Annotated in this window: 28 protein-coding genes and 2 tRNA genes; 4 read left to right on the top strand and 26 right to left on the bottom strand. The window is 67.1% G+C overall.

Going from position 1 to position 22855, the window contains the following annotated elements; all coding sequences use genetic code 11:
• Nucleotides 1-36: 36 nt before the first annotated feature.
• Nucleotides 37-113, bottom strand: a tRNA-His gene (locus ACFFJC_RS14265).
• Between the two features lie 177 nt (nucleotides 114-290).
• Between ACFFJC_RS14265 and ACFFJC_RS14260 the strand changes: the two genes are divergently transcribed.
• A complete protein-coding gene (locus ACFFJC_RS14260; protein WP_379488148.1) occupies nucleotides 291-923 on the top strand; it encodes a prolyl hydroxylase family protein in 633 nt (210 codons plus the stop codon).
• Nucleotides 924-1040: 117 nt separating this feature from the next.
• On the opposite strand, the gene ACFFJC_RS14255 is transcribed toward ACFFJC_RS14260, so the two are convergent.
• From ACFFJC_RS14255 to pyrH, 11 genes are all read right to left on the bottom strand, one after another.
• Nucleotides 1041-1637 carry a superoxide dismutase family protein gene (locus ACFFJC_RS14255; protein WP_379488147.1) on the bottom strand — a complete coding sequence of 199 codons (597 nt, stop codon included), beginning with the start codon at nucleotides 1635-1637 and terminating at the stop codon, nucleotides 1041-1043.
• Nucleotides 1638-1884: 247 nt separating this feature from the next.
• Nucleotides 1885-2112, bottom strand: coding sequence for a 50S ribosomal protein L31 (gene rpmE, locus ACFFJC_RS14250; protein WP_379488146.1), 228 nt, complete (start codon nucleotides 2110-2112; stop codon nucleotides 1885-1887).
• Nucleotides 2113-2221: 109 nt separating this feature from the next.
• Nucleotides 2222-2677 carry a 3-hydroxyacyl-ACP dehydratase FabZ gene (gene fabZ, locus ACFFJC_RS14245; RefSeq protein ID WP_379488145.1) on the bottom strand — a complete coding sequence of 152 codons (456 nt, stop codon included), beginning with the start codon at nucleotides 2675-2677 and terminating at the stop codon, nucleotides 2222-2224.
• A gap of 22 nt (nucleotides 2678-2699) precedes the next feature.
• Nucleotides 2700-3395 (bottom strand): OmpH family outer membrane protein, encoded by a 696-nt coding sequence (locus tag ACFFJC_RS14240; RefSeq protein WP_379488144.1) that lies wholly within the window; start codon nucleotides 3393-3395, stop codon nucleotides 2700-2702.
• Nucleotides 3395-6055, bottom strand: a complete 2661-nt coding sequence (gene bamA / locus ACFFJC_RS14235) for an outer membrane protein assembly factor BamA (protein WP_379488143.1) — start codon at nucleotides 6053-6055, stop codon at nucleotides 3395-3397. The genes ACFFJC_RS14240 and bamA overlap by 1 nt, the downstream gene beginning before the upstream one ends.
• A gap of 169 nt (nucleotides 6056-6224) precedes the next feature.
• A complete protein-coding gene (gene rseP / locus ACFFJC_RS14230) occupies nucleotides 6225-7604 on the bottom strand; it encodes an RIP metalloprotease RseP (protein ID WP_379488142.1) in 1380 nt (459 codons plus the stop codon).
• 15 nt (nucleotides 7605-7619) lie between these two features.
• A complete protein-coding gene (locus ACFFJC_RS14225) occupies nucleotides 7620-8771 on the bottom strand; it encodes a 1-deoxy-D-xylulose-5-phosphate reductoisomerase (protein ID WP_379488141.1) in 1152 nt (383 codons plus the stop codon).
• A 5-nt stretch (nucleotides 8772-8776) separates the two neighbouring features.
• Nucleotides 8777-9541 carry a phosphatidate cytidylyltransferase gene (locus tag ACFFJC_RS14220; RefSeq protein ID WP_379488140.1) on the bottom strand — a complete coding sequence of 255 codons (765 nt, stop codon included), beginning with the start codon at nucleotides 9539-9541 and terminating at the stop codon, nucleotides 8777-8779.
• A 57-nt stretch (nucleotides 9542-9598) separates the two neighbouring features.
• Nucleotides 9599-10288, bottom strand: a complete 690-nt coding sequence (gene uppS / locus ACFFJC_RS14215; protein WP_379488139.1) for a polyprenyl diphosphate synthase — start codon at nucleotides 10286-10288, stop codon at nucleotides 9599-9601.
• A gap of 43 nt (nucleotides 10289-10331) precedes the next feature.
• Nucleotides 10332-10889, bottom strand: a complete 558-nt coding sequence (frr, locus tag ACFFJC_RS14210) for a ribosome recycling factor (RefSeq protein WP_379488138.1) — start codon at nucleotides 10887-10889, stop codon at nucleotides 10332-10334.
• Nucleotides 10890-10892: 3 nt separating this feature from the next.
• The gene (pyrH, locus tag ACFFJC_RS14205) at nucleotides 10893-11612 is read right to left on the bottom strand and encodes a UMP kinase (protein ID WP_379488137.1); all 720 of its coding nucleotides are present in this window, start codon (nucleotides 11610-11612) and stop codon (nucleotides 10893-10895) included.
• Nucleotides 11613-11730: 118 nt separating this feature from the next.
• On the opposite strand from pyrH, the gene ACFFJC_RS14200 reads away from it, so the two are divergent.
• Nucleotides 11731-12411, top strand: a complete 681-nt coding sequence (locus tag ACFFJC_RS14200) for a DUF2238 domain-containing protein (RefSeq protein WP_379488136.1) — start codon at nucleotides 11731-11733, stop codon at nucleotides 12409-12411.
• Nucleotides 12412-12421: 10 nt separating this feature from the next.
• Here the strand turns inward: ACFFJC_RS14200 and ACFFJC_RS14195 are convergent, their stop codons facing one another.
• The 3 genes from ACFFJC_RS14195 to rpsB all read right to left on the bottom strand — a co-directional run bounded on the left by ACFFJC_RS14195 (nucleotide 12422) and on the right by rpsB (nucleotide 14657).
• On the bottom strand, nucleotides 12422-12718 hold the full coding sequence (locus ACFFJC_RS14195; RefSeq protein ID WP_379488135.1) for a hypothetical protein: 297 nt from the start codon (nucleotides 12716-12718) through the stop codon (nucleotides 12422-12424).
• Nucleotides 12719-12857: 139 nt separating this feature from the next.
• The gene (gene tsf / locus ACFFJC_RS14190; RefSeq protein ID WP_379488134.1) at nucleotides 12858-13781 is read right to left on the bottom strand and encodes a translation elongation factor Ts; all 924 of its coding nucleotides are present in this window, start codon (nucleotides 13779-13781) and stop codon (nucleotides 12858-12860) included.
• A gap of 120 nt (nucleotides 13782-13901) precedes the next feature.
• Entirely contained in the window at nucleotides 13902-14657 is a 756-nt protein-coding gene (rpsB, locus tag ACFFJC_RS14185; protein ID WP_379488133.1) for a 30S ribosomal protein S2, read from the bottom strand.
• A 411-nt stretch (nucleotides 14658-15068) separates the two neighbouring features.
• Between rpsB and ACFFJC_RS14180 the strand changes: the two genes are divergently transcribed.
• Entirely contained in the window at nucleotides 15069-15344 is a 276-nt protein-coding gene (locus tag ACFFJC_RS14180; protein WP_379488132.1) for a hypothetical protein, read from the top strand.
• Between the two features lie 374 nt (nucleotides 15345-15718).
• On the opposite strand, the gene pssA is transcribed toward ACFFJC_RS14180, so the two are convergent.
• The 3 genes from pssA to ACFFJC_RS14165 all read right to left on the bottom strand — a co-directional run bounded on the left by pssA (nucleotide 15719) and on the right by ACFFJC_RS14165 (nucleotide 17538).
• Entirely contained in the window at nucleotides 15719-16495 is a 777-nt protein-coding gene (pssA, locus tag ACFFJC_RS14175) for a CDP-diacylglycerol--serine O-phosphatidyltransferase (RefSeq protein WP_379488234.1), read from the bottom strand.
• Nucleotides 16496-16563: 68 nt separating this feature from the next.
• Nucleotides 16564-17313 carry a phosphatidylserine decarboxylase gene (locus ACFFJC_RS14170; protein WP_379488131.1) on the bottom strand — a complete coding sequence of 250 codons (750 nt, stop codon included), beginning with the start codon at nucleotides 17311-17313 and terminating at the stop codon, nucleotides 16564-16566.
• A gap of 139 nt (nucleotides 17314-17452) precedes the next feature.
• Nucleotides 17453-17538 (bottom strand) — tRNA-Tyr (locus ACFFJC_RS14165).
• A 186-nt stretch (nucleotides 17539-17724) separates the two neighbouring features.
• Between ACFFJC_RS14165 and ACFFJC_RS14160 the strand changes: the two genes are divergently transcribed.
• On the top strand, nucleotides 17725-18594 hold the full coding sequence (locus ACFFJC_RS14160) for a TrmH family RNA methyltransferase (protein ID WP_379488130.1): 870 nt from the start codon (nucleotides 17725-17727) through the stop codon (nucleotides 18592-18594).
• Between the two features lie 131 nt (nucleotides 18595-18725).
• On the opposite strand, the gene ACFFJC_RS14155 is transcribed toward ACFFJC_RS14160, so the two are convergent.
• From ACFFJC_RS14155 to rpsP, 8 genes are all read right to left on the bottom strand, one after another.
• Nucleotides 18726-19217, bottom strand: a complete 492-nt coding sequence (locus ACFFJC_RS14155; RefSeq protein WP_379488129.1) for a DUF4262 domain-containing protein — start codon at nucleotides 19215-19217, stop codon at nucleotides 18726-18728.
• Nucleotides 19218-19372: 155 nt separating this feature from the next.
• Nucleotides 19373-19645, bottom strand: coding sequence for an HU family DNA-binding protein (locus tag ACFFJC_RS14150; protein ID WP_379488128.1), 273 nt, complete (start codon nucleotides 19643-19645; stop codon nucleotides 19373-19375).
• A gap of 357 nt (nucleotides 19646-20002) precedes the next feature.
• Nucleotides 20003-20371 carry a 50S ribosomal protein L19 gene (gene rplS / locus ACFFJC_RS14145; protein WP_379488127.1) on the bottom strand — a complete coding sequence of 123 codons (369 nt, stop codon included), beginning with the start codon at nucleotides 20369-20371 and terminating at the stop codon, nucleotides 20003-20005.
• The gene (gene trmD, locus ACFFJC_RS14140; RefSeq protein WP_379488126.1) at nucleotides 20368-21114 is read right to left on the bottom strand and encodes a tRNA (guanosine(37)-N1)-methyltransferase TrmD; all 747 of its coding nucleotides are present in this window, start codon (nucleotides 21112-21114) and stop codon (nucleotides 20368-20370) included. The genes rplS and trmD overlap by 4 nt, the downstream gene beginning before the upstream one ends.
• A 41-nt stretch (nucleotides 21115-21155) precedes the next feature.
• Nucleotides 21156-21533, bottom strand: coding sequence for a type II toxin-antitoxin system VapC family toxin (locus ACFFJC_RS14135; protein WP_379488125.1), 378 nt, complete (start codon nucleotides 21531-21533; stop codon nucleotides 21156-21158).
• Nucleotides 21530-21808, bottom strand: a complete 279-nt coding sequence (locus ACFFJC_RS14130; protein WP_379488124.1) for a hypothetical protein — start codon at nucleotides 21806-21808, stop codon at nucleotides 21530-21532. Before ACFFJC_RS14130 ends, ACFFJC_RS14135 begins: the two co-directional genes overlap by 4 nt.
• A gap of 78 nt (nucleotides 21809-21886) precedes the next feature.
• Nucleotides 21887-22402 (bottom strand): ribosome maturation factor RimM, encoded by a 516-nt coding sequence (gene rimM / locus ACFFJC_RS14125; RefSeq protein ID WP_379488123.1) that lies wholly within the window; start codon nucleotides 22400-22402, stop codon nucleotides 21887-21889.
• A 3-nt stretch (nucleotides 22403-22405) separates the two neighbouring features.
• Nucleotides 22406-22828, bottom strand: a complete 423-nt coding sequence (gene rpsP, locus ACFFJC_RS14120; RefSeq protein WP_379488122.1) for a 30S ribosomal protein S16 — start codon at nucleotides 22826-22828, stop codon at nucleotides 22406-22408.
• Nucleotides 22829-22855 lie beyond the last annotated feature (27 nt).

Raw genomic sequence — 22855 nt, 5'->3', positions numbered from 1 at the left:
GCCGTTTCCGTATCCTGCTGCCAAATACAGGGAAAATGGGGCGATCGATGGGGTTCGAACCCACGACCTCCGGTACCACAAACCGGCGCTCTAACCAGCTGAGCTACGATCGCCACACGCATCGTCCGCTCACCGGGCGGACGCCGCAACCGCTGCAGGGCGGGCGTTGGCGCCGGCCCCGTGCGGAAGCGCGCCTTTGCACAAGGCGGCTCGTCTTGCAAAGCAAAAATTCCGCAGCGGCGGTCAACCGCGCGATTTTCTGCGGACGAGCCGGTGTCTAAGGTCCGGTCATGACCGGACCCGGCGAATCATCTTCCGCGCAGCTGCTGTCGCGCGCGAACGTCCAGCGCTTCCCCTCCTCGCGGCTCGACCTGTTCATCATGCGCGAATTCCTGCCGCGCGAACGCTGCGAGGCGCTGATCGCGCTGATCGAGGCGAATCACCGGCCGTCCACGGTCGCCGACTTCAACGGCGACACCAACTTCCGCACGAGCTCCACCTGCGACCTCCCGCGCGAGATCCCGATCGTGGCCGACCTCGCCGCGTCGCTGTCCCGGCTGTCCGGCATCGATCTCGCCTATGCCGAGCCGCTCCAGGGCCAGCGCTACGAGCCCGGCCAGGAGTTCAAGGGCCACACCGATTACTTCGAGCCGGGCGCCTCGGACTACGACAAGTACTGCGCCGTATCCGGACAGCGCACCTGGACCTTCATGATCTACCTCAACGCAGTGGAGGCCGGCGGCGCCACCCGCTTCAAGGTCATCGACAAGATGATCCAGCCCGAGGCCGGCAAGCTGGTCGGATGGAACAACCGTCGCCCCGACGGCAGCCCGAACCCGGCGACGCTCCACCACGCGATGAAGGTGCGCAAGGGGCGCAAGTACGTGATAACGCAATGGTATCGCGAAAGGCCCTGGGGGTGAGTCCGGAGCTTCGATCACCCCGGACCGCCGGCCACCCCGCTTAGCGGGAAAAACGCGGGCGTGCGACACAAGGTCGCGCCCGCAGATCTCCTCGCCCTCGGGCGATTCGCGGCAGGCTCACTTCGCCTTGCTGATCACCGCACAGGCCAGCCGACCGCCGGCGTTGCCCGAAGGCTGGCTGGCGTAATCGTCGGCATTGGCGTGGATCACCAGGGTCGAGCCGTCGGCGTCGAACAGCGACTTCGGCCCGGCGGACAGGGTCACCCCGGTGTTGAGCACCTGCGTCTCGAGCAGGCCGTCGGTGCCGACGTGCTGGTTGGGCATGTCGCCGGCATGCGGCCCCTGCGCGACGAGGTAGCCGTGCTGGTGATCGCCGCCTGTGAAGTGGCCGCCCGCGGTCTCGAACTTCTTGTCAGGCTCGCACACCCCCTTCTGGTGGAAGTGGAAGCCATGCTCGCCGGCGGGGAGCCCCTTGACGTCGGCGCTGATGAGCACGCCCGCCGGCGTCTCCTTGAGCATCACCATGCCCATCGCCTTGCCGTCCGCACCGATCACGTCGGCATGGACCATCGGCGCAGACGAGGCGGCCGGGGCTGCGGCCGGCGCGGTCTTGGCGGCGTGCCGGGCGTGGGCATCCTGCGCGCACGCGGTGCCGGCGGTACCCAGGGCCAGGGCTGAAGCGATTACTGCGAGGATGGGGGAGCTGCGGTTCATCTCGATCTCCGGTTCTTCGGTGGGCCGGATGGCCCGGTCTGCTCGACGGGATGCGGGGGTGCGGCATGCCCATTGGACAAAGTCGCGCCCCTTCACTGAGGCGGAGCCTAAGCAGCTGCATGCGAAAGGCAATCGCCTCGGTACGGCCGAAGTTCCGCAGCCATGGAGCGGAAACAAAAAAGGCGGCTCGCCAGAGCCGCCTTCTTCGTGTTTCCGGGTGCGGTTCGGCGCGCGGGCGCCGATCCGATCACTTCTTGGTGAGCGAAAGACCGCCGAAACGCTTGTTGAACTGAGCCACGCGGCCACCTTCCTGCAGCTGCTGCTTGCCGCCCGTCCAGGCCGGGTGCGAGGTCGGATCGATGTCCAGCACCAGCGTGTCACCTTCGGAACCCCAGGTCGAACGGGTCTGGAAGGTGGTGCCGTCGGTCATCTGCACGGTGATCATGTGGTAGTCGGGATGCGTATCGGCCTTCATGGTCTGTCTCTTTCGCATGTGGCCGGTTCCGACCGGCCTGCCTTGGAAAGCGGCGCCCTTACAGGCGAGGCCGCCAAATTGCAAGGGCTCGCCGCCCCGTCGCCTGCCCTCAGGCGTCGGCGATCATGGCGGTGAAGTTCACCTCGCAGGTCACCTTGTCACCGATCGAGGCCTTGCCCCAGAACTTGCACACGCGCGCCCGCTTCTGGACGAAGCCTGCGCGGAGGTCGAGCAAGTGCCCAGGCGTCACCGGGTTGCGGAACTTCGCTTCCTCGATCGCCATGAAGTAGACCAGCTTGCCGGTCCCGGCGAGACCGAGGCTCTCGATGGCGAGAATGCCCGCCGCCTGGGCCAGCGCCTCGATCTGGAGGACGCCCGGCATGATCGGGCGGCCCGGAAAGTGGCCCTGGAAGAAGTCCTCGTTGAAGCTGACCGCCTTGACCGCGTGGATCCCCTCCTCCTCGGAGATGGAGACCACGCGGTCGACGAGCAGCATCGGGTAGCGGTGCGGCAGCGCCGCTAGGATCTTCGCCGTGTCGTAGGCCGGCGCGGTCTCTTCGCTCATCCGCTCTGCTCCGGCGATCGGATCAGCGGCCCGAGGGCTGGGCCGCGGGGGCGGCGGCCGGAGCGGCCTGGCCCTGCGCGGCCGCGGCCTGTGCGCGCTGCTCGCGGACCTGGCGCGGCTCCCAGCCGGCCGGCGGGACCAGCTGTGCGGACGGCAGCGCGGTGTTCAGCTCGTTCAGGATGTCCTGGTTGAGGTTGTAGGCGCCACCGTTCACCGCGAGGATCGCGTCGGGCGACAGCAGCAGCGAGACCTTCTTCTTGGTCATCGCCGCCTTGACCGCGTCGTTCAGCTTGTCCTCGATCTGCTCGTTGACATAGGCCTGCGACAGCGAGACGGGCTGCAGGATGCGCTGGAGCTCGGCGCGGCCGTTCTCCTGGATCTGCTGGATCGCGCCGGCCTGCTGCTCGAGCGCCGCCTGGCCGACCTTGCCGCCCTGACGATCGGCATTGAACTTGTCGACCAGCGGCTTGATCTGGGCGTTCAGCGCGTCGTTGCGGGTGCGGGCCTGGTCGTACTGCGCCTTGTAGGTGGTCTGGCGCTGCTGCTCCGCATTGCGGAAGGCGTTGGAGTTAGCGATCACGGCATCGAAGCTTGCGACGCCGAGGCCGGGGACGATGGTCCCGGTGGCAGCGGTGTTCTGGGCCAGCGCGGGCTGCGCGGTGATGGCGGCAAGCGCGAGGCCGGCGGCCATCGCGACGGTCTTGGTCATGGTAGTCATCAGAATTGCGTTCCCACGTTGAAAGTGAAGGCCTTGGGATCGTCGCCCTCCTGCTTCAGGAGGACGCGCGAGAAGTCGATTCGGAACGGACCAAACGGCGAGTTCCAGTTTACACCGATGCCCACGGCAACGCGCGGCTTAACGGTATCGCCAACGAATTCCTCGACGAACTGGTAAGCGTAGCTTCCGGTCGGCGTCAGCGACGCCCCGGTCGTGGGATCCGTCGGGGTCGTGACCGGCGATCCGCTTTTGTTCGGCGTTCCGTCGGCGTTGTTCGGGTAGTACGTCGGCGTACAACCCGGGTTGCACTGCGTGAGCTGCGGCTGCTTGACGCTCCATACAGCACCGATGTCGGCGAAGATGGAGGGGCGCAGGCCCATTTCGCGCGCGCCCGAACCCAGCGGAATCTCCAGCTCGGCACGCCCCATGTAGTAGTAGTTGCCGCCAAGCGCGTCGTCGGACCACTCGCTCCGCTTGGTGGATGGGGTATCGGGGATGCTGTCGGCATCGTCGGAATCGGTCAGGTACTTGCGCAAGACGCGCGGACCGACGCCGCGGATCGCGAAGCCGCGGATCTGCGGTTCGCCCAGGTAGAAGCGATCGGTCAGGCGCACGTCGTCGCCGCCCAGCCCCTTGATCGCGCCGCCTTCGGCCGAGAGCGAGAAGATGAAGCCCTTCCCCAGCGGGAAGAACTTCGACGCATTGGCGCGGATGCGCGCGTACTTCACGTCCCCGCCCAGACCGGCGAAGTCGACGTTGACCGATGCGGTGTGACCGCGGGTCGGGCGCACCCGGTTGTCGAGGGTGTCGTAGATCACCGAGAGGCCGACGATCGAGCTCAGCCGCTTGCCGATCGCGTCGCACAGGTAGCGCCCAGCGTAGAGCGGGTCGCAAGTGAGCTGCGTCGAGTCGAGCCGGTAGGAATAGTAGGTGTCCTTGTCCAGGCTCACGTCGTCGTAGTTCAGCGTGTAGCGGCCCACCGCGGTCAGGTACTCGGTCAGCGGCACGCCGGCGCGGACCTGGAAGCCGGTGGTCGACTGCTCGTAGGTCGTGTTACGATCGGAGTTGTAGTAGTTGAAGCTGTTGTAGTCGCGGCGGTAGACGTCCACGCCCATCGAGATGTTCTTGTCGAACAGGTACGGCTCGACGAAGCTCGCCTCGACACTCTTCGAGTAGCGCGAGATGCTGCCCGAAAGTCCCACCGTCTGGCCGCGGCCGCGGAAATTGCGCTGGCGGATCGAGGCCTGGAAGATGAAGCTCTCGAGGCTCGAGAAGCCTGCCGAAAGCTGGAGCTCGCCGGTCGGCTTCTCCTCGACGTTGGCTTCCAGCAGGATGCGATCCTCGGCGCTGCCGGGCTTCTGCTCGACCTCGAACTTCTCCTGGAAGTAGCCGAGCGACTTGATGCGGTTGGTCGAGCGCTTGACCTGGAGCGAGTTGAACGCGTCGCCTTCGGCCAGGCGGAACTCGCGGCGCACGACCTTGTCCTGCGTCAGCGTGTTGCCGTTGATGTCGATCCGCTCGACGTAGACGCGCGGGGCCTCCTGGATCACGAAGGTCAACCCCATGGTGAGGTTTTCCTTGTCGCGATCGTACTGCGGACGCACGTCGGCGAACGCGTAGCCGAACGCACCGGCGGTCTCGTTGAGGCTGTCGATGGTGTCTTCGACGAGCTTGGCGTTGTACCAGTCGCCACTCTTCATCGGCAGGTTCTTGGCGATTTTCTCGCCGTCGAAGTCGCGCAGCTGGCTTTCGACCTTCACGTCGGCGAACTTGTAGCGCTGGCCTTCCTCCACCACGTAGGTGATGATGAAGTCCTTCTTGTCCGGCGTCAGCTCCGCCACGGCGGACACCACGCGGAAGTCGGCATAGCCCTGCGTCAGGTAGAACTGGCGCAGCTTCTGCTGGTCGAACGCCATGCGATCGGGGTCGTAGCTGGTGCTGGAGCTGAACAGGCGGGTGAAGCGCGACTGCTTCGTCACCATCTCGCCGCGCAGCTCTCCGTCGGAGAAGTGCTCGTTGCCGATGATGTTGATCTGGCGGACCTTGGACTTGTCGCCCTCGGTGATCTCGAAGACGATGTCGACGCGGTTCTGGTCCAGCGCCACCATCTTCGGCTCGACCGTAGCGGCGTAGCGGCCCTGCCGCTTGTACAGCTCGATGATGCGCGCCACGTCGGCGCGGATCTTGGAGCGCGTGAAGATCTGGCGCGGGGCGACCTTGATCTCGGGAAGGATCTTGTCGTCCTTGATGCGCTTGTTGCCTTCAAGGATGATGCGGTTGACGACAGGGTTCTCCTGAACCTGGATCGTCACGATCCCGCCGTCGTTGCTGATCTGCGCGTCCTTGAACAGCTCGGTCGCGTAGAGATCCTTGAGCGCCTGGTCGGCGGCGGCCTTGGTGTAGGTCTGGCCCACGCGCAGCTTGACGTAGGACAGCACCGTCTGCGCCTCGAGACGCTCGGCGCCCTTGACCACGATGGTCTGGATCGGCTGTCCTTCGGGAACCGCCGGAGCCGCGGCGGGAGCGGGCGCCGGTGCAGGCGTGCTCTGCGCAAGGGCATGGGCCGGGAGGCCGGCAAGGATCGTGGTTCCAAGGAGCACTGCCGCGAGCTGCGGGCCGCGTCGGCCATCGGTGCTGCGAACCAATTCCCATCCCATCATTCTACGCAAAATCCCGTATTCGCTTTCGCGATGAAAGAAGACCAACCGGCCAGTCGACCTGCGAGCGCGCACCCAAGTCCGCAGGTAACCGCAGCCATCTGCCCGATGGCGGGCATCTGATCAAGCAGGCAAACCCGCGGCGGTGTGATCGCTGACGAAATCCTTCGGGCTATCCCCCGAAAATCGGGAGCGATGCCAGGTCATTGACAGTGACGAACACCATGAGCGCTAGCACCAGCGCCACGCCCGTTCGGATCGCCCATTCCTGACTGCGCACACCCAGGGGCCTGCGACGGACCAGTTCGGCCGCGTAGAAAGCCAGGTGCCCGCCGTCGAGGCCAGGAATTGGCAGGAGGTTGATGAATGCCAAGTTAATCGAGATTAGCGCCGCGAAGCTCACGAAGGCTTCCCAGCCCAGGCTGAACTGCTGGCCGGAATACTGCGCGATCTTCACCGGACCGCCCAGCTCGCGGACGGACCTGTCGCCGGTGAAGATCTGCACGATGCCGGTGACCATCGAGCCCATCACCTTGAAGCTCTGGTCGAAGCCGAGTGCCACCGCCCGCAAGGGTCCGACGCGCTCCAGGCGTCCGGCACGGACGCCGATCTGGCCCACCTTGCGGGTCACCCCCTCCTCGTCGATGGCCGTGCCTTCGGTGATCGGCACTGCGATCGTGCGGACCTGCCCGTCGCGGCGCACCGTCACATCCACTGCGCGGCCGGCGTTCGGCCGGATCAGGCGCGGAATGTCGGCAAAGCTGGTGATCGCGGTGCCGCCGACCGCCACGATGCGGTCGCCGAGTTCAAGCCCCGCCTTCTCCGCCGGTGAATCGCCGTAGAAGCCGCCGACGATCGGGGGGGCCATCTCGACGCCGAGGTCGCCGACGCGCGCCTTGTTGCCGAAGTCGTCGCTCAGCTCCTGCGAGGCGAGCGTGACCGGGAGCACCAGCGTGCGACCGTCGCGATCGACGGCCACCGACACGGTCTTTCCCGGGAAGTACAGCGTATGGGCGCCGACATCGCGCGCGCCCTCGATCTGCTCGCCGTCGATGGCGAGGATGCGGTCGCCGATGCGCAGGCCGCCGACCTGCGCCGCCGAACCCTGCGAGAACCCGCTGATCTCGGCATCTTCCACCACCCGGCCATAAGCGCCGTAGAACGCCGCGAAGATGGCGACACACAACAGCAGGTTGGTCATCGGCCCGGCCAGCACGATCAGCGCCCGCTGCCAGACCGGCTTGGAATGGAAGGTCTGCGCCCGCTCCTGCGGACTGAGCCGCGCATCAGCGGCGCCAGGCGTGCCGGTCGGGGTCATGTCGCCCGCGAACTGGACGTACCCCCCCAGGGGCAGGGCCGACAGCTTCCAGCGCGTGCCGCGCCGGTCGGTCCATCCGGCCAGCTCCTTGCCGAAGCCGATGGAGAAGGCATCCGCCTTCACGCCGAACAGGCGCCCCACCAGGTAGTGGCCAAGCTCGTGGATCAGGACGAGGGGTCCCAGCACCAGGAGGAAGGCGAAGATCGTCGTCAGGAGTCCAGGGGATCCGGTCAAGTCCGTGGTCTTTCGTCAGGCACTGGTCATCAGCACGCGCGCCCTCGCCCGCGCTTCGGTGTCCACTTCGAGAACATCCGAAAGACAGCCGGGCGGCGGCGGAGCGTAGGAACCCAGCACGTCTTCCACTTGTGCGGCAATACGGGTGAACGAAATCTGACCGGCCAGGAACGCTGCGACCGCGATCTCGTTGGCGGCGTTGAGCACGGCCGGGATGGCTCCGCCCGCCATGGCGGCCTCGCGCGCCAGGCGCGTGGCGGGAAAGCGCTCCTCGTCCGGACGCCGGAACGTGAGTTCGCCGATCTCGGCCAGGTCCAGCGGGGTGCAGGGCGTGTCCATCCGCTCCGGCCAGGCCAGGGCGGAGGCGATCGGCACGCGCATGTCGGAGGGGCCCAGTTGTGCCAGCGTGGAGCCGTCGCGATATTCGACCATCGAGTGGACCACCGACTGCGGGTGGACGATGATGCGCAGCCGGTCGAGCCCGACGGGGAACAGGTGGTGCGCCTCGATCAGCTCCAGGCCCTTGTTGAACATCGTCGCCGAATCGACGCTGATCTTGGCGCCCATGTCCCAGTTGGGGTGGCGCACGGCCTCGGCCGGCGTGGCCGCACAGAGACGCTCCCAGCTCCAATCGCGGAACGGCCCCCCGCTGGCTGTCAGGGTGATCCACCGCACATGGGCGGAGTCGTTCCCGGCCAGGCACTGGAAGATCGCGTTGTGCTCGGAATCGACCGGCAGCAGCGTGGCGCCGTGCCGCTCCACCGCCGCGGTCATCACGTCCCCGGCGGAGACCAGCGCCTCCTTGTTGGCCAGCGCAATCACCCCCCCCTGCTCGATCGCCGCCATCGTCGGCGCGAGGCCAGCGCAGCCGACGATCGCCGCGAGAGTGACGTCCGCCCCGCGTGCCGCCGCCTCAACCAGGGCTGCAGGGCCGCCCGCCGCCTCGACGCCCGACCCGGCCAGGGCTTCGCGCAAGGCCGGCAGTTGCGCTTCGTTGGCCACGACCGCGAGTTCCGCGCCGAATTCGCGAGCCAGACGGGCAAGCTCCGCGGTGTTCGAGTGCGCGGTGAGCGCCAGCACGCGCCATTCGTCACGATTGCGGCGGATCAGGTCGAGCGTGGAGGCACCGACCGAACCGGTGGCGCCAAGAACGGTCAGGGTTCGCATCGGCCTCATCGCGGCTGAAACAGGATCATGAGGCCGAGCACGAAGAGCACGGCGAGCAAGCCGTCCACCCGATCGAAGAAGCCGCCGTGTCCCGGGATGAGATTGCCCGAATCCTTCACGCCGGCACGCCGCTTCATCCAGCTCTCGAAGAAATCGCCCGCCTGTGCGCAGACCGCGGCGATGAGGCCGGACATCAGGCAGGTGGCGAAAAGCGGCACGGGCCCGGCAGCCAGATACCAGCAAGGCTGCATGCCGAAGCACGCGCTCGCATCCGCAGCAGCGCCGGCGGGCGTCAGCGAAATCGCGCCCGACTGCCACAGCCGCGCTGCGCCGAACAGCGCCAGAGTGGCGCCGAGGACACCGCCAAGCAGTCCCGCCCAGGTCTTGGAGGGACTGATCGACGGCGCGATCTTGGGTCCGCCCAGCGAACGCCCCATGAAGTATGCACCCACGTCCACGGCGATGACGGTCGCCAGCAGGGTCAGCACCGGCATGAGCGAGAAGGCCGGATTGCGCAGGAACAGCAGCATCGCGGCACCGACCCCGACGTAAAGCATCCCCGCGAAGTTCCATGCCGCCCGGCCGCCGGGTCCCGGTGTCGCCATCCGGGCCAGGCGCACCCACTCCCAAAGGACGCCCACGGAGATGGCGCAGACGAAGGCGATCCAGACCGCTCCGCCGACCCACAACGCGGTCCCCGCCACGGCGACCATGATCAGCGCCGATGCGGTCCGCACGCCAAGGTCTGACCTGCCCGCAGGACCCTTCATGCGGCGGAGCCCGCGACATCGGCAGCGCGCTTCGCGAACACTCGCGCGCAACCGGCCCTAACGCCCGCCATAGCGCCGCTCCCTGGTGGTGAAGGCCTCGAGCGCCTCCCGCAGGTGCTCGACCGTGAAGTCCGGCCACAGAACCTCGGTGAACAGCATCTCGGCATAGGCCGCCTGCCAGAGCAGGAAGTTCGACAGCCGAACCTCGCCCGAGGTGCGGATTAGCAAGTCGAGCGGCGGGAGATCGGCCGTGTCGAGTTCATCCGCGATGCTCTCGGGCGTGATCGCGCCCTTTGCGGCCGCCTTGGTGGCGGCGCGGGCGATCTCGTCCTGCGAGCCGTAGTTCAGGGCCACCGCCAGCGTCGTGCCGGCGTTGCCTGCGGTGCGCTGGACGGCGCCTTCGATCAGGTCGACCACGTCCGGCTTGAAGGCGGTGTAGTCGCCGATGATCTTCAGCCGCACGCCGGCCTGCGCGAACTCCTCCAGGTCGGAGAGGATGAAGCGCTTCATCAAGCCCATGAGATCGGAGATCTCGTCTTCCGGGCGGCGCCAGTTCTCGGTCGAGAAGGCATAGAGCGTCAGCGCCTCCAGCCCCATCTCGCGCGCGCCCCGCACGACGCGGCGGACCGCCTCCACCCCGCGCTGGTGACCCAGCGCGCGGGGCAGGTGTCGCTTCTTCGCCCAGCGCCCGTTGCCATCCATGATGATGGCGACGTGGCGGGCGCGCACGGGTTCCTCCTTGGCCATCAGCCTCTCTTCGCGGCCAGGCGCCGGCATCTGCCCAGGCGTCTCACTTGCCCAGGATTTCCTTTTCCTTGCGCGCGAATTCCTCGTCGAGCGACTTGATGACGTCGTCCGTCAGCTTCTGGACGTCGGTCTCTGCCCGCTTGCGTTCGTCCTCGGAGATCTCGTTCTTCTTCTCGTCGGCCTTGAGGTTCTCCATCCCGTCGCGGCGCACGTTGCGGACCGCGACACGGGCCTTCTCGGCATACTGGCTGGCCAGCTTGGCGAGTTCCTTGCGCCGTTCCTCGGTCAGGTCGGGGATCGGAAGGCGCAGGGTGTTGCCGTCGTTGATCGGATTGAGACCGAGGCCGGCGGAGCGGATCGCCTTCTCGACGGGGCCGATGTTCGACTTGTCCCATACTTGCACCGAGAGCATCCGCGGCTCGGGCGCGGAGATCGTCGCCACGGAAGTGATCGGCATGTTGCTGCCGTAGACCGTCACGGTGATCGGCTCCAGCAGCGCGGTGTTCGCGCGGCCGGTGCGCAGGCCCGAGAGGTCGTGCTTGAGCGCGTCGACGGCGCCCCTCATGCGGCGCTCGAGGTCCGCCTTGTCGTACTTGGCCATAGTTCAGGCTCCTTTCTGGACGATCGTCTGCACGCCTTCTCCCACGAGAACCCTGGCCAGGTTTCCCTTCTCGCGGATCGAGAACACGACGATCGGAATTGCGTTATCGCGGCACAGCGCCACGGCGGAGGCGTCCATCACCTTGAGGTTGTCGGCGAGGACGGTGTCGTAGTCCACGGCGTCATAGCGCTTGGCGAGCGGGTTCGTCTTCGGATCGCTATCGTAGACCCCGTCGACGCTGGTGCCCTTGAGCAGGGCGTCGCAGCGCATCTCGGCCGCCCGCAGCGCGGCCCCCGAATCGGTGGTGAAGTAAGGCGCGCCCACCCCTGCGGCGAAGATCACGACGCGGCCCTTCTCCAGGTGCCGCTCCGCGCGGCGGCGGATCACGGGCTCGCAGACCTGATCCATCTGCACGGCGGACTGCACCCGCGTCTGCACGCCCAGCTGCTCGAGCGCGTTCTGCATCGCAAGGGCGTTCATCACGGTCGCCAGCATGCCCATGTAGTCCGCCTGAGCGCGATCCATGCCCCGCGCGGCACCGGCCATGCCACGGAAGATGTTGCCCCCACCGATCACCAGGCAGATTTCGAGCCCGGTGTCCTTCGCCGCCTTCACCTCGCGCGCGAGTTCGGCGACGAACTCGGGATCGATTCCGAACTGCTGGCTCCCCATCAACACCTCGCCCGAAAGTTTGAGCAGGACGCGCTTGTAGGGGGATGACATGCCGCTGGATCTCCGGGAAAGGGGTGGCCCGGCTTTAGGAGCGCAGCGTTCGGTTGCCAAGGGGCTAGGCGCGCGGGCCGCTTGCCCCCCGGGCACGAGAGGCTAGGCTCTACCTCCCGTGCGCATCATCGCGACAGACGGAGATTTCCCGAGAATGCCTTCGGCCTTGTCCCGCAACCACGACCTGGCGAGCCTCTTCATCGTCTGGTCAGCGGCGTTGCTCGCCTCTGGCTACGCCCCACACGACAGGGCCACGTGGTGGATGGAGGTGGCGCCTGTTCTCGTCGCAGGAGCGGTGCTGTGGCTCACCCGCTCCCATTTCGCACTGACCCGCCTCGCTGTCGTTCTGATCGGCGCCCATGGCCTCGTGCTCATGCTGGGCGGCGCCTACACCTACGCGCGTGTGCCGATCGGCCATGAGTTCCAGCAATGGCTCGGGCTCGCGCGCAACCCTTACGATCGCTTCGGCCACTTCTTCCAGGGCTTCACGCCGGCCATCGTCCTGCGCGAACTGCTGATACGGCTGGGGGGTGTTCGGACCGGATGGCTGTTGCGCACGCTCGTTGTCGCGTGCTGTCTCGCCGTGAGTGCCGCCTATGAACTCGTGGAGTTCGGCGCCGCCCTGGCGCTGGGCCAAGGAGCCGACCAGTTCCTGGGAACACAGGGCGACCCATGGGACACGCAATGGGACATGCTCATGTGCCTGGTCGGCGCGCTCACGGCGCTGGTCCTGCTTGAGCGGCTCCATGACCGCGCAATCGGCGCTTCACAGGGCTGCACCGCGGGAGCAACGTCGTAGGAGGGCCGATTTAGCGATCGACGAGCGCACTCACGCGGCGGCGAAAGGACATGCCCGGCGTATTGCCGCGCGCAACGTCGTGAAACACGCCGCCACCGATCGATGGAAGCACCGCTTCCACCTGTGAGGCCTCCTCGAAGGTGTGGACGTCCACCGCCACCCGAAGCTTGCCGTCGAATACGAAGCTGACGATGCTGGACGGGGGGCAGGCATTCTCGACCGATTTCTGCAGGACCGCCAGCTCATCGGAAACCGTGTAAGCCGGAAGCCCCTGCCGGAACTCGGCCACGGCGGTGATCGCGTTCATCGTGCGTCTCCCGAACATGGTACTCCGGTTCAACGCGTAGAGGGCACGTTTGATCCCGCAGCGTGTCGCCCGGGCAACAGAAAGGGCCGGAAAGCCATGCTTCCCGGCCCTACTCGTGCTCCCGAAGGAGAGCTTGGGATCAGCCCGCGACGGCAGCGGCGACTTCCGCCGCGAAGTCGGTGACTTCCTTCTCGATGCCTTCGCCGAGCTGGAAGCGCACGTAGTCCTTCAGGACGATCTTCGCGCCCGCTTCCTTGCCGGCCTGATCGACGACCTGCTGGATCGGCGTCTTGTTGTCCATCACGAAGACCTGCGACAGGAGAGCGTTCTCCTTGGCGTACTTGGCGATGGCGCCCTCGACCATCTTGGCCTGCACCGCTTCGGGCTTGCCCGACTCTGCGGCCTTCTCCTCGGCGATCTTGCGCTCGCGCGCGATCAGGTCGGCATCCAGGTCCTCGGCGTTGAGCGCGAGCGGGAACGCCGCGGCGATGTGCATCGCGATCTGCTTGCCGAGTGCTTCCAGCGCTTCGGCCGGGGCTTCCGATTCGAGCGCGACGAGAACGCCGATCTTGCCGAGGTTCGGCGCGGCGGCGTTGTGCATGTAGGGGACCACGAGGCCCTGCGCGACTTCGACGGTCTTCATGCGGCGAACCTGCTGGTTCTCGCCGATGGTCGCGACGTTGTTGGTCAGCGCGTCGCCGACGGTGCCGCCGGTCGGGTAGGCAGCGCCCTTCAGCGCCTCGACGTCGTCACCCGCCACGCCCAGCGCGACTTCGGTGGTCTTGCGCACGAAGTCTTGGAACTGGTCGTTCTTGGCGACGAAATCCGTCTCCGAGTTGACTTCGACGGCCACACCCTTGGTGCCGGTCACGGCCACGCCCACGAGGCCCTCGGCCGCGGTGCGGCTGGACTTCTTGGCGGCGGCGGCAAGGCCCTTGGCGCGCAGGGCGTCGATAGCGGCTTCGATGTCGCCACCGGTCTCGTCGAGGGCCTTCTTGCAGTCCATCATGCCGGCGCCCGAGCGCTCGCGCAGGTTCTTCACGTCAGCGGCGGTGTAAGCCATCGCTCAAATCCTCTTGCTTGGTGGGGAGCCCGAGATCGGACCCCGAAAACAGGTGCGCGCCGGGCCCCATGGACCCGGCGCGCGACAATTCCGTGACGAAAGTGTCGTCGTGCCGGGCTCTTACGCCTCGACGGTCTCTTCAGCGACCGGCTCGTCGAACGAACCGATGTCCGCGCCGCTGTCGATCACGCCTTCGCGGCGACCCTTCGTCGCAGCCTGGGCAATCGCGTCGCAGTACAGGCGCACGGCGCGGCTGGCGTCGTCGTTGCCGGGGATCGGGAAGGCGATGCCCTGCGGATTGACGTTGGTGTCGAGCACGGCGACGACCGGGATGCCGAGGACGTTGGCTTCCTTGATCGCCAGCTCTTCCTTGTTGGCATCGATCACGAACATCACGTCCGGGATGCCGCCCATGTCGCGGATACCGCCGAGCGACAGCTCGAGCTTGTCACGCTCGCGGGTCAGCTGGAGCACTTCCTTCTTGGTGAGGCCGGCGGTGTCGCCCGCCAGCTGCTCTTCCAGCGCCTTGAAGCGCTTGATCGAGCCCGAGATGGTCTTCCAGTTGGTGAGCATGCCGCCCAGCCAGCGGTGGTTGACGAAGTGCTGGCCGCAAGCGCGGGCGGCCTGGGCGATCGGCTCCTGCGCCTGGCGCTTGGTGCCGACGAAGAGCACCTTGCCGCCGGCCTGCACCGTCGACTGGATGAACTCCAGAGCGCGCGCGAAGAGCGGCACGGTCTGCGACAGGTCGATGATGTGGATGCCGTTGCGGGCGCCGAAGATGTACGGCTTCATCCGCGGATTCCAGCGGTGGGTCTGGTGGCCGAAGTGGGCGCCGGCCTCGATGAGCTGCTGCATGGTGACGACAGGAGCCGCCATAGGTATTTCCTTTCCGGTTGGACCTCTGGAAGGCTGGAACCGTGCGGATGCCCATCGGGACATGGCCGCCGCGGCACCGGTATGTGCGCCTTCCATGTGGATTGCCGCCCGAGTCGAGCCGGGGAATCCGGCCGTATCGGCGAGCGGAGCGGCCCTTAGCTCTGTTCCGCGGCCAAATCCACCCCCAATTCGCCGCAGCGCATTGTCATCTCATCGTCAAAAGCCCGGATTCCCGCGAGACCGGGCCCGAGGAGCGGAACTCGGCTGTGCGGACGGGCATTCCCCAGATGATCGCCGCTGCCTGGCGGGCCAGGCCGGAGCGCAGCCGATCACTGCAGATAGCGCCCCAACAGCAGGCCCTTAAGCGCGGAACAGGGAGTGGGGCGAGAAGAGGTGAGAAGGCCGTTTGCCATGACTATCGTACCCCCTGCCCTGTTCCTCCTCGCCGCCTTGGCCGCGCTCATCACGATCTGGCGGAGCGCAAGCACGGCCTTGCCGGCCATTCGGTCGCTTCGGCGGCAGCTTGCTGCCGAAGACCAGCATATCATCGAGGTGCGCTGCATCGAGACGCGCGCGTGCAGCACCGAAGTCGGCGCACAGCATCGATCCCGCATCCGGCGGCCCGCCGCGCCCCAGCCGATCACGCATCGCCTGTACCAGTTCCCCCACCGGAGCCACGCCGCATAGGCGGGCTCCGCCGCGTCTTGCCCATCGACCGCAGGAGGAGTGCGAACCCAGCCGCTTGTTCTTTTCCCTTGACATCGAGGGAACAAAACGAGAACTACAGAGCTACAGAACATCGGTAGAACAGATTCGCATTATCCACAAGCTGTCCACAGGTCCGACGCCGGGCCGCGGTTCGAAAGGAACGGTCATGACTGCATTCGCCGCCAGCCTCTTTGTCCTTGCCGCGCTGGCATCGGCTTGTGCCCTGCTGCAGTCCGCCCGGCGGTACGGCCCTGCCGCGCGCAGACTGCGCGCGCAGCTGGATCGCTGCCCCGGAACGATGACTCTGTGCTGGACGGTGACGGAGCGAGTACAGGCGCCCGCGCTGACGCTGGTCAGTCCGCGCCCGGTCCGTGCCCGTCCGCGGCGGGAGCCGGTCCGGCTGGAATGGCCGGGGCTGGAGCTTGCCGCCTGACCTTGCGGTACGTCACCAGGCCCAGCGGGATCAGCAGCAGGTAGACGATCGTGATCGCGACCAGCGTGAACCAGGGTTCGGTGAGGAGCGCGGCCATGGTCAGGCCGACGAGCGCGATCACGCCCAGGCGCAAGCGCGGCGGAGGCCGCATCCGGGACCAGGCCAGCGTCGGGATGCTGGAGATCATGAGGAACGCCACCAGGATCATCCAGAGGCTGACGAAGATCGGGTTGGCGAATTCGGGTCGCGTGCTGGCGATCCACAGGTACAGCGGCAGGAACGTCAGCCCTGCCCCGATCGGAGCCGGCACGCCGGTGAGGAACCCGGCGGACTTGTGCGGCTGGTCCAGCATGTCGAGCCGGGCGTTGAAGCGCGCCAGGCGCAGCACGCAGCAGATGGCGAAGGCCAGTGCCGCGATCCAGCCCAGGCTGGGCAGCTGGTGCAGCGTCCAGAGGTAGACGATCAGCGCCGGAGCCACGCCGAACGAGATCGAATCGGCCAGGCTGTCGAGCTCCGCGCCGAAGCGGGTCTGCGCCTTGAGGAGCCGCGCCGCACGGCCGTCGATCCCGTCCAGCAGCCCGGCGAGGATCACCGCCTGGACCGATTTCTCGAAGTCGCCGGCGATGGCGAAGCGGATGCCCGTCAGGCCCGAGCACAAGGCGGCCGCGGTGATCGCGTTGGGGACGAGCGCCCGCATCGAGAGGCCCGCCGCAAGCCGGCGGCGTGGAAGCGGGCCGGTGTCCGGCTCGTAGCCCGGCCCGTCGATCACTGGGCGACGCCCTCGATCAACGGGGCGCTGGCGAGCTCGGCCAGGACGGTCTCGCCGGCGACGATCTTCTGCCCCATAAGTACCTTCGGCTCGGTTCCTGCGGGCAGGTAGACGTCCACGCGGCTGCCGAATCGGATGAGGCCGATCCGCTGCCCGGGGGCGATGATGTCGCCCGGCTTGATGAACGGCACGATCCGCCGCGCGACGAGCCCCGCGATCTGCGTGAAGCAGATTCGCAGGCCATCCCCGCGCTCGATCAGGATGTGCTGGCGTTCGTTCTCCTCGCTCGCCTTGTCCAGATCGGCATTCACGAACTTGCCCGGGATGTAGATGACGCGCTGGACGGTGCCGCCGATCGGCGCCCGATTGATGTGGACGTCGAACACCGACATGAAGATTGAGATCCGCGTCACCGGCTCGGCAGAGAGCGGCGCGGAGCCGGTGCCGTCATCGACGGTGAGCTCGCGCGGCGGCGCCACCTTGCCGATCAGCGTGACCAGCCCGTCGGCCGGCGCGATGATCGCCCGGTCGGACTGCGGCGTCACCCGCACGGGGTCGCGGAAGAATGCCAGCACGCACAGCGTCAGCACCGCCAGCGGCCAGCCGAACCAAGGTCCCAGCAGGATCCAGGCGGCGAGCGCCACGACACCGGCGATGGCGCCGAACTTGCGGCCTTCGCGGTGGATGGAGGGCCACTGCCACGACGCTTCGCCGCGACCTTGATTATCGAGAATGTCTCCGGGCATCGCTCTCATCTAGACAGTGTGCACAGGTACCGCAATGCCGCCAGGCGCGCGATGTTCCCTGCAGGCGATCGACCTGCCGGATTGTACCGATGCCGATTGGGGGGGTGTTCCCCTTCAGGGAAGCGAGGGGGAAAGCTGGTGGTGGACAGGGCTAGATTCGAACTAGCGTACGCTTGCGCGGGCAGATTTACAGTCTGCTGCCTTTAACCACTCGGCCACCTGTCCACACCAGTTGCTGGCTGCCGGAAGCCCCCGCAACTGCGAGGAAATCCGGCGTTGGTCGAGGCTCCGTGAGGGGCCCCGTTGCCGAGGAGCCGCGCCTTTGCCGAAGCGGGCCTTGCCTGTCAATGGGGTCGCTGCCACAGGGGGCAAGAATTTTGCGATACCCGTGTTTTTCTGAAAGGACGATCGATGAGCAAGCGTGGCGGCGGACGCACCGGCCCGCAAGGCAGCCCCGAGGGCGCCGACGAGAGGGGAGGAGCACAGGGGGAAGGGCGCAGGTCCGCCGCCCTGCGCGGTCGTGCCGGACGCATGAAGAATGGCCGCGGCAGCGGTCGCGCCTCGTCCGGAATGGTCAGGCTATGGGGCCGGCACGCGGTCGAGGCTGCGCTGAAGAACCCGGATCGCGTGCATCGCAAGCTCTGGGCGACTCGCGAAGGCGTCGAATCGCTGGATGGCGAGCTGCCGAGCGACTTTCCCGTCGAATGGGCGCAGCCCGCGGACCTCGCGCGCCTGGTCGCCCGCGATGCGCCGCACCAGGGGCTGGTGCTGGAGTGCGCGCCGCTCGATGACATCTTCCTGGCCGATGTGCTCGAAGGCGATCCCGCGCGGCCGCTGGTGGTGCTCGACCAGGTCACCGATCCGCACAACGTCGGCGCCATCATGCGCTCGGCCGCCGCGTTCGACGCCTGCGCCATCGTCACCCAGGACCGGCACGCCCCGCCGGAGTCCGGGACGCTGGCCAAGTCGGCCTCCGGCGCGCTCGAGGTCCTGCCGTGGGTCCGGGTGGTGAACCTCGCCCGCGCGCTGGAGGAGATCGCCGAGGCGGGCTACTGGCGCATCGGCCTCGACGGAGCCGCGGATGCCACGCTGGGCGAGGCGCTTCCCACCGGCCCCGTGGCGCTGGTGCTCGGCGCCGAGGGCGACGGGATGCGGCACAACATCGTCCAGCACTGCGACGCGCTTGCCAAGCTCCCCATCAGCGACGCCATGGAAAGCCTCAACGTCAGCAACGCCGCGGCCATCGCGCTCTACGCAGCCGCCACGCGGGACCTGGACTGAGCGACCCTGCATCCCGCAAGGGGACGTCAAGGCGGGCGGCGCCGAGGCACGGATCTCGCCGCCGCCTTGCCCGGCGCGAGGTCAGGCCAGGTCAGGCCAGGTCAGGTCAGGCCAGGTCAGGCCAGGTCAGGTCAGGTCGGGGGCAGCGTCAGGGGCAGGTACAGCAGGGGCTGCAGCGCCCGGCAGAAATCGGAGCAGCCCTCCTGCCAGGGGTAGCGCCCCGCCTCGTCGGCCCAGAACAGCTGGTACGCCGGCGGTAGGCCGGCAAGCCCCGCATCCCGACACAGGAGCGCGTTATCGAACAGCGCGGCGTCGATCCGGGACTGGTCCACGAAGCGGCCCACGAGGTCGTGGCCGTTGACCTGAACCGGCCAGCACGCCCCATCCTCGATGGCGATGCCGCCGTCCACGGCATCCACGAAGGCGTCGAACGCTTCGGGCATGACCCTAAAGACCATGGCCTGCGTTCCGAAGGCAATCAGCTCCGGCAGATCGAAGCTGACCGACCATCCGAAGGTGTAGCAGTGACTGCGCTCCAGGTGGTCCATCCCGATCACGTAGGCGAGCCCACCGCCGTCGCTCCGGAACGTGGCGATGATCGCCTCCCTGTCCTCGTCGTCCATGGTGCTTTCCCCGACCTGCCTGCCCTGGCCTGCCCCGCCTTTGATCGACCCTGCCTCGGGCGGCCTGGGGCACCACGAAAAACGCCGCGCCGCCCGGGTGGGCTGGCGCGGCGTGTTCGTGTTGACCTGCGAGGCGTTACAGGTCGCGTGCCGTCTTAGTTGACGGCATCCTTGAGGCCCTTGCCGGCCTTGAACTTCGGCTGGGCCGAAGCCTTGATTTCCATCGGCTCGCCGGTGCGGGGGTTACGACCGGTCGAGGCCTTGCGCTTCGCGACCGAGAAAGTGCCGAAGCCGACCAGACGCACTTCGTCGCCCTTCTTCAGCGAGCCGGAGATAGCGTCGAAGACGGACTCGACGGCCTTGGTCGCGTCGCTGCGGGTGAGACCGCTCGAATCGGCGACTGCGCTGATGAGATCGTTCTTGTTCATTATGGGAACCCCCTTACCTTTCAGTGGAGCGGATGGTGTTGAAATTTCAGATTCGCCTCGAACCGGCGACGGAATTGAGCGGGTTTTGCGAGAGGTGGCAAGGCCTAAACACGGCCAAGATCGGCAGTTAATCCCGTTTTTCCGCCACTTTCGGTCGGGTGCTTCACGGTATGTCGCAGCCTCGCCGGTCGCGCCGGACCTGCGGCTCGATCCACGAAGCCGACGATGGCAACTGCGATTCTTGCGTATCGCCGCCGCGCCTCGAGGCGAAACGTACGGGCGCAAAAAAAGGCGGCTCGGATCGAACCGCCTCTTGATGCGGCTCCGCCCTCGCGGACGGAGCCCCTCGCCCCTGGCTTAGCCCTGGGCTTCGTTGACGCGACGCTCGGCGATGCGGGCGCGCTTGCCGGTACGACCACGCAGGTAGTACAGCTTGGCGCGGCGCACGACGCCGCGGCGGACCACGGTGATCGAATCGATGTTGGGCGAGTAGAGCGGGAATACGCGCTCCACGCCTTCACCGAAGCTCATCTTGCGCACGGTGAAGTTCGAACCCATGCCGCGGTTCGAACGCGCGATGCACACGCCCTCGTAAGCCTGGACACGGGTACGGGTGCCTTCGACGACCTTCACGCCGACGCGGACGGTGTCACCCGGGCGGAACTCGGGAATATCCTTGGCGGCCTTGGCGATTTCCTCGGCCTCGATCTGCTGAATCAGGTTCATGAACCCAAATCCTCGTTCTTTCGCCGCGCGCCAGAGGCAGGCTGAACCCGAGCGTCCCTGTGACGCTCCCAGAGGTCCGGCCTGCGTGACCGTGTATCGTCTTCCGCCTTCTGCTTGCGCCAGGCGGCGATCTTCGCATGATCCCCCGATCGCAGCACTTCAGGGATCGTGCGCCCTTCCCACTCGGTGGGTCGGGTATAGTGCGGGTACTCGAGAAGACCGTCCTCGAACGATTCCTCGGTCCCGCTGGAAGGCGCGCCCATTACGCCGGGAAGCAGCCGAATGCAAGCGTCGAGAACCATCAGCGCGGCGCATTCTCCGCCGGACAGGATGATGTCGCCAACCGAGACTTCCTCCACCTCGCGGCCGGCGAAGATGCGTTCGTCGAAGCCTTCGAAGCGGCCGCACAGCAGGATGACGCCGGACCCTTCCGCAAGTTCGCGGATGCGCTGCTGCGAGATCGGCCTCCCGCGCGGCGTCATGGCGATCACTGGTGCGCCGGGGTTGGCGGCGCGGGCATGGTCGATAGCAGCCGCCAGGATGTCGACCTTGAGCACCATGCCGGCGCCGCCCCCCGCCGGCGTATCGTCGACGGTGCGGTGCCTGTCCTGGGCGAAGTCGCGGATATGGACGGGGTCGATCGACCACTTGCCCTCGGCCAGCGCCCTGCCCGCCAGGCTGACGCCGAGCGGACCGGGGAACATCTCGGGGTAGAGGGTGAGGACGGTGGCGGAGAAGGTCATGCAGGTACTCATTATCTGGGCCTGACTGGGGCTGCAGGCGATCACAGTGTCCAGTTCTCTACCTTGAGACCGGGCACGTCCGCGAAATCGGGCTCGTTGTTGGTGATCACCACCGCACCGATGCTCAGCGCATGGGCAGCCAGCAGCCGATCGAAGCGGGCGCGCTTGAATGGCAGCTTGGCGTATGCGCGTGCCGCGGCCTCATCGAACGGGACCAGCGGCACTGCGGTCAGAAACGCCTCCAGCACTTCGGGCGGCGGCGGCCTTTGCAGTTGTACGCCCAATGCGATCTCGGCGAAACTGATGGTCGAGACGACCACGTCGCCCGGCTCGCACTCGGCCAACCTGGCATTGACCGGACTTGCCCGATCCACCATCGCGTAGATCGAGCTGTCCGCATCGATCATGTAACGGGTCATTCGCCGCGCTGCGCCTTTTCGCGCGCGGCGATGGTGCTCGGGCGCTCCTCAAATTCACGCAACTCGGGCGGAAGGGGTTTGAGCCAGGGCGCCTTGCCGGCAAAGCCGCTGACGTCGATCTTGCGGCGGGGCTGTTCCTTGGCGCGCAGGCGCAAGTCGCCATCGACCCACTCGGCGATCCATTCGCGGTCGGGCTCCACGCCAAGGCCAGCCGGCATGCGGATGGCGACCGAGTTGCCCGACTTGAAGCTCCTGGTGGTATATTCCTTGCCCATGGTGCGCTCCCGCGATGTATATATGCAACGTATATACATCGCCCTGCCGGAGACGGCAAGCACACGCCGCTTGCGCGGCTATTCTTCCGCGAAGGCCGCGTTGAGGACGATGCGCTGCGTGTCCCATTCGGGCACCGCGGCGCGCGTCATCGGCACCATGAAGCGGCGGCGCTTGCCATCCTCGCCCGACGGGCGCTCGATCTCCAGCACGTCGCCGGCGCCGAAGTTCTCGACCGCGATGCAGGTGCCCAGCGCCTCGCCCTCTTGCGAGACGACGGGCAGGCCCAGGAGGTCGGCGTGGTAGTACTCGCCTTCGTCCAGCGCCGGCATCGCGGAACGCGGGACGGTGAGGGCCGTGCCGCGCAGCCTTTCGGCGGCGTTGCGGTCCTGCACCTCTGCGAAACGGGCGATCGCGCCGCCCTTGCCGTCGTCGCGCAGCTTCACCGGCGTGAGCGAAGCGTCGTTGAAGGCGCGGTAGCGCTTGAGCGCCGCCACGCCTTCCCCGAACAGCTTGAGGCGAACCTCGCCCGTCACGCCGTGCGCACCGGTGACGGCGGCAAGCGTGACGGGACGGTCGTTCTTGCCGTCGACCAAGGCTTAGGCCTCGGTGGATTCCTCGGCGGTCTCGGCCGGAGCTTCCTCGGCCGGAGCCGCGGCAGCAGCAGCAGCGGCCTCTTCGGCCTCGCGCTGCTTCTCGGCCTTCTCCTCGGCGCGGTCCTTGGCCTTCTTGCCCGGCTCGCCCTTGCTCGGGTTCACGGTCGCCGCGCGCTCCTTGATGCCGGCCTTGTCGAGCAGGCGAGCGACGCGGTCGGTCGGCTGCGCGCCGACGCCGAGCCAGTAGCGCACGCGGTCCTCGACCAGGCGGACGCGGTTCTCGTCGTCCTTGGCGAGGATCGGGTTGTAGGTGCCGACCTGCTCCAGGTACTTGCCGTCACGCGGCGCGGTCGCGTTGGCGACGACGATCTTGTAGTACGGGCGCTTCTTGGCGCCACCGCGCGACAGACGAATGGAAACTGCCATTGAACTTACCTTTCTGTGATCTTTGAA

It is taken from the genome of Novosphingobium soli (assembly GCF_042432915.1).
GTDB classification, from domain to species: domain Bacteria; phylum Pseudomonadota; class Alphaproteobacteria; order Sphingomonadales; family Sphingomonadaceae; genus Novosphingobium; species Novosphingobium soli.
This window is presented reverse-complemented; position numbering and strand designations above follow the sequence as displayed.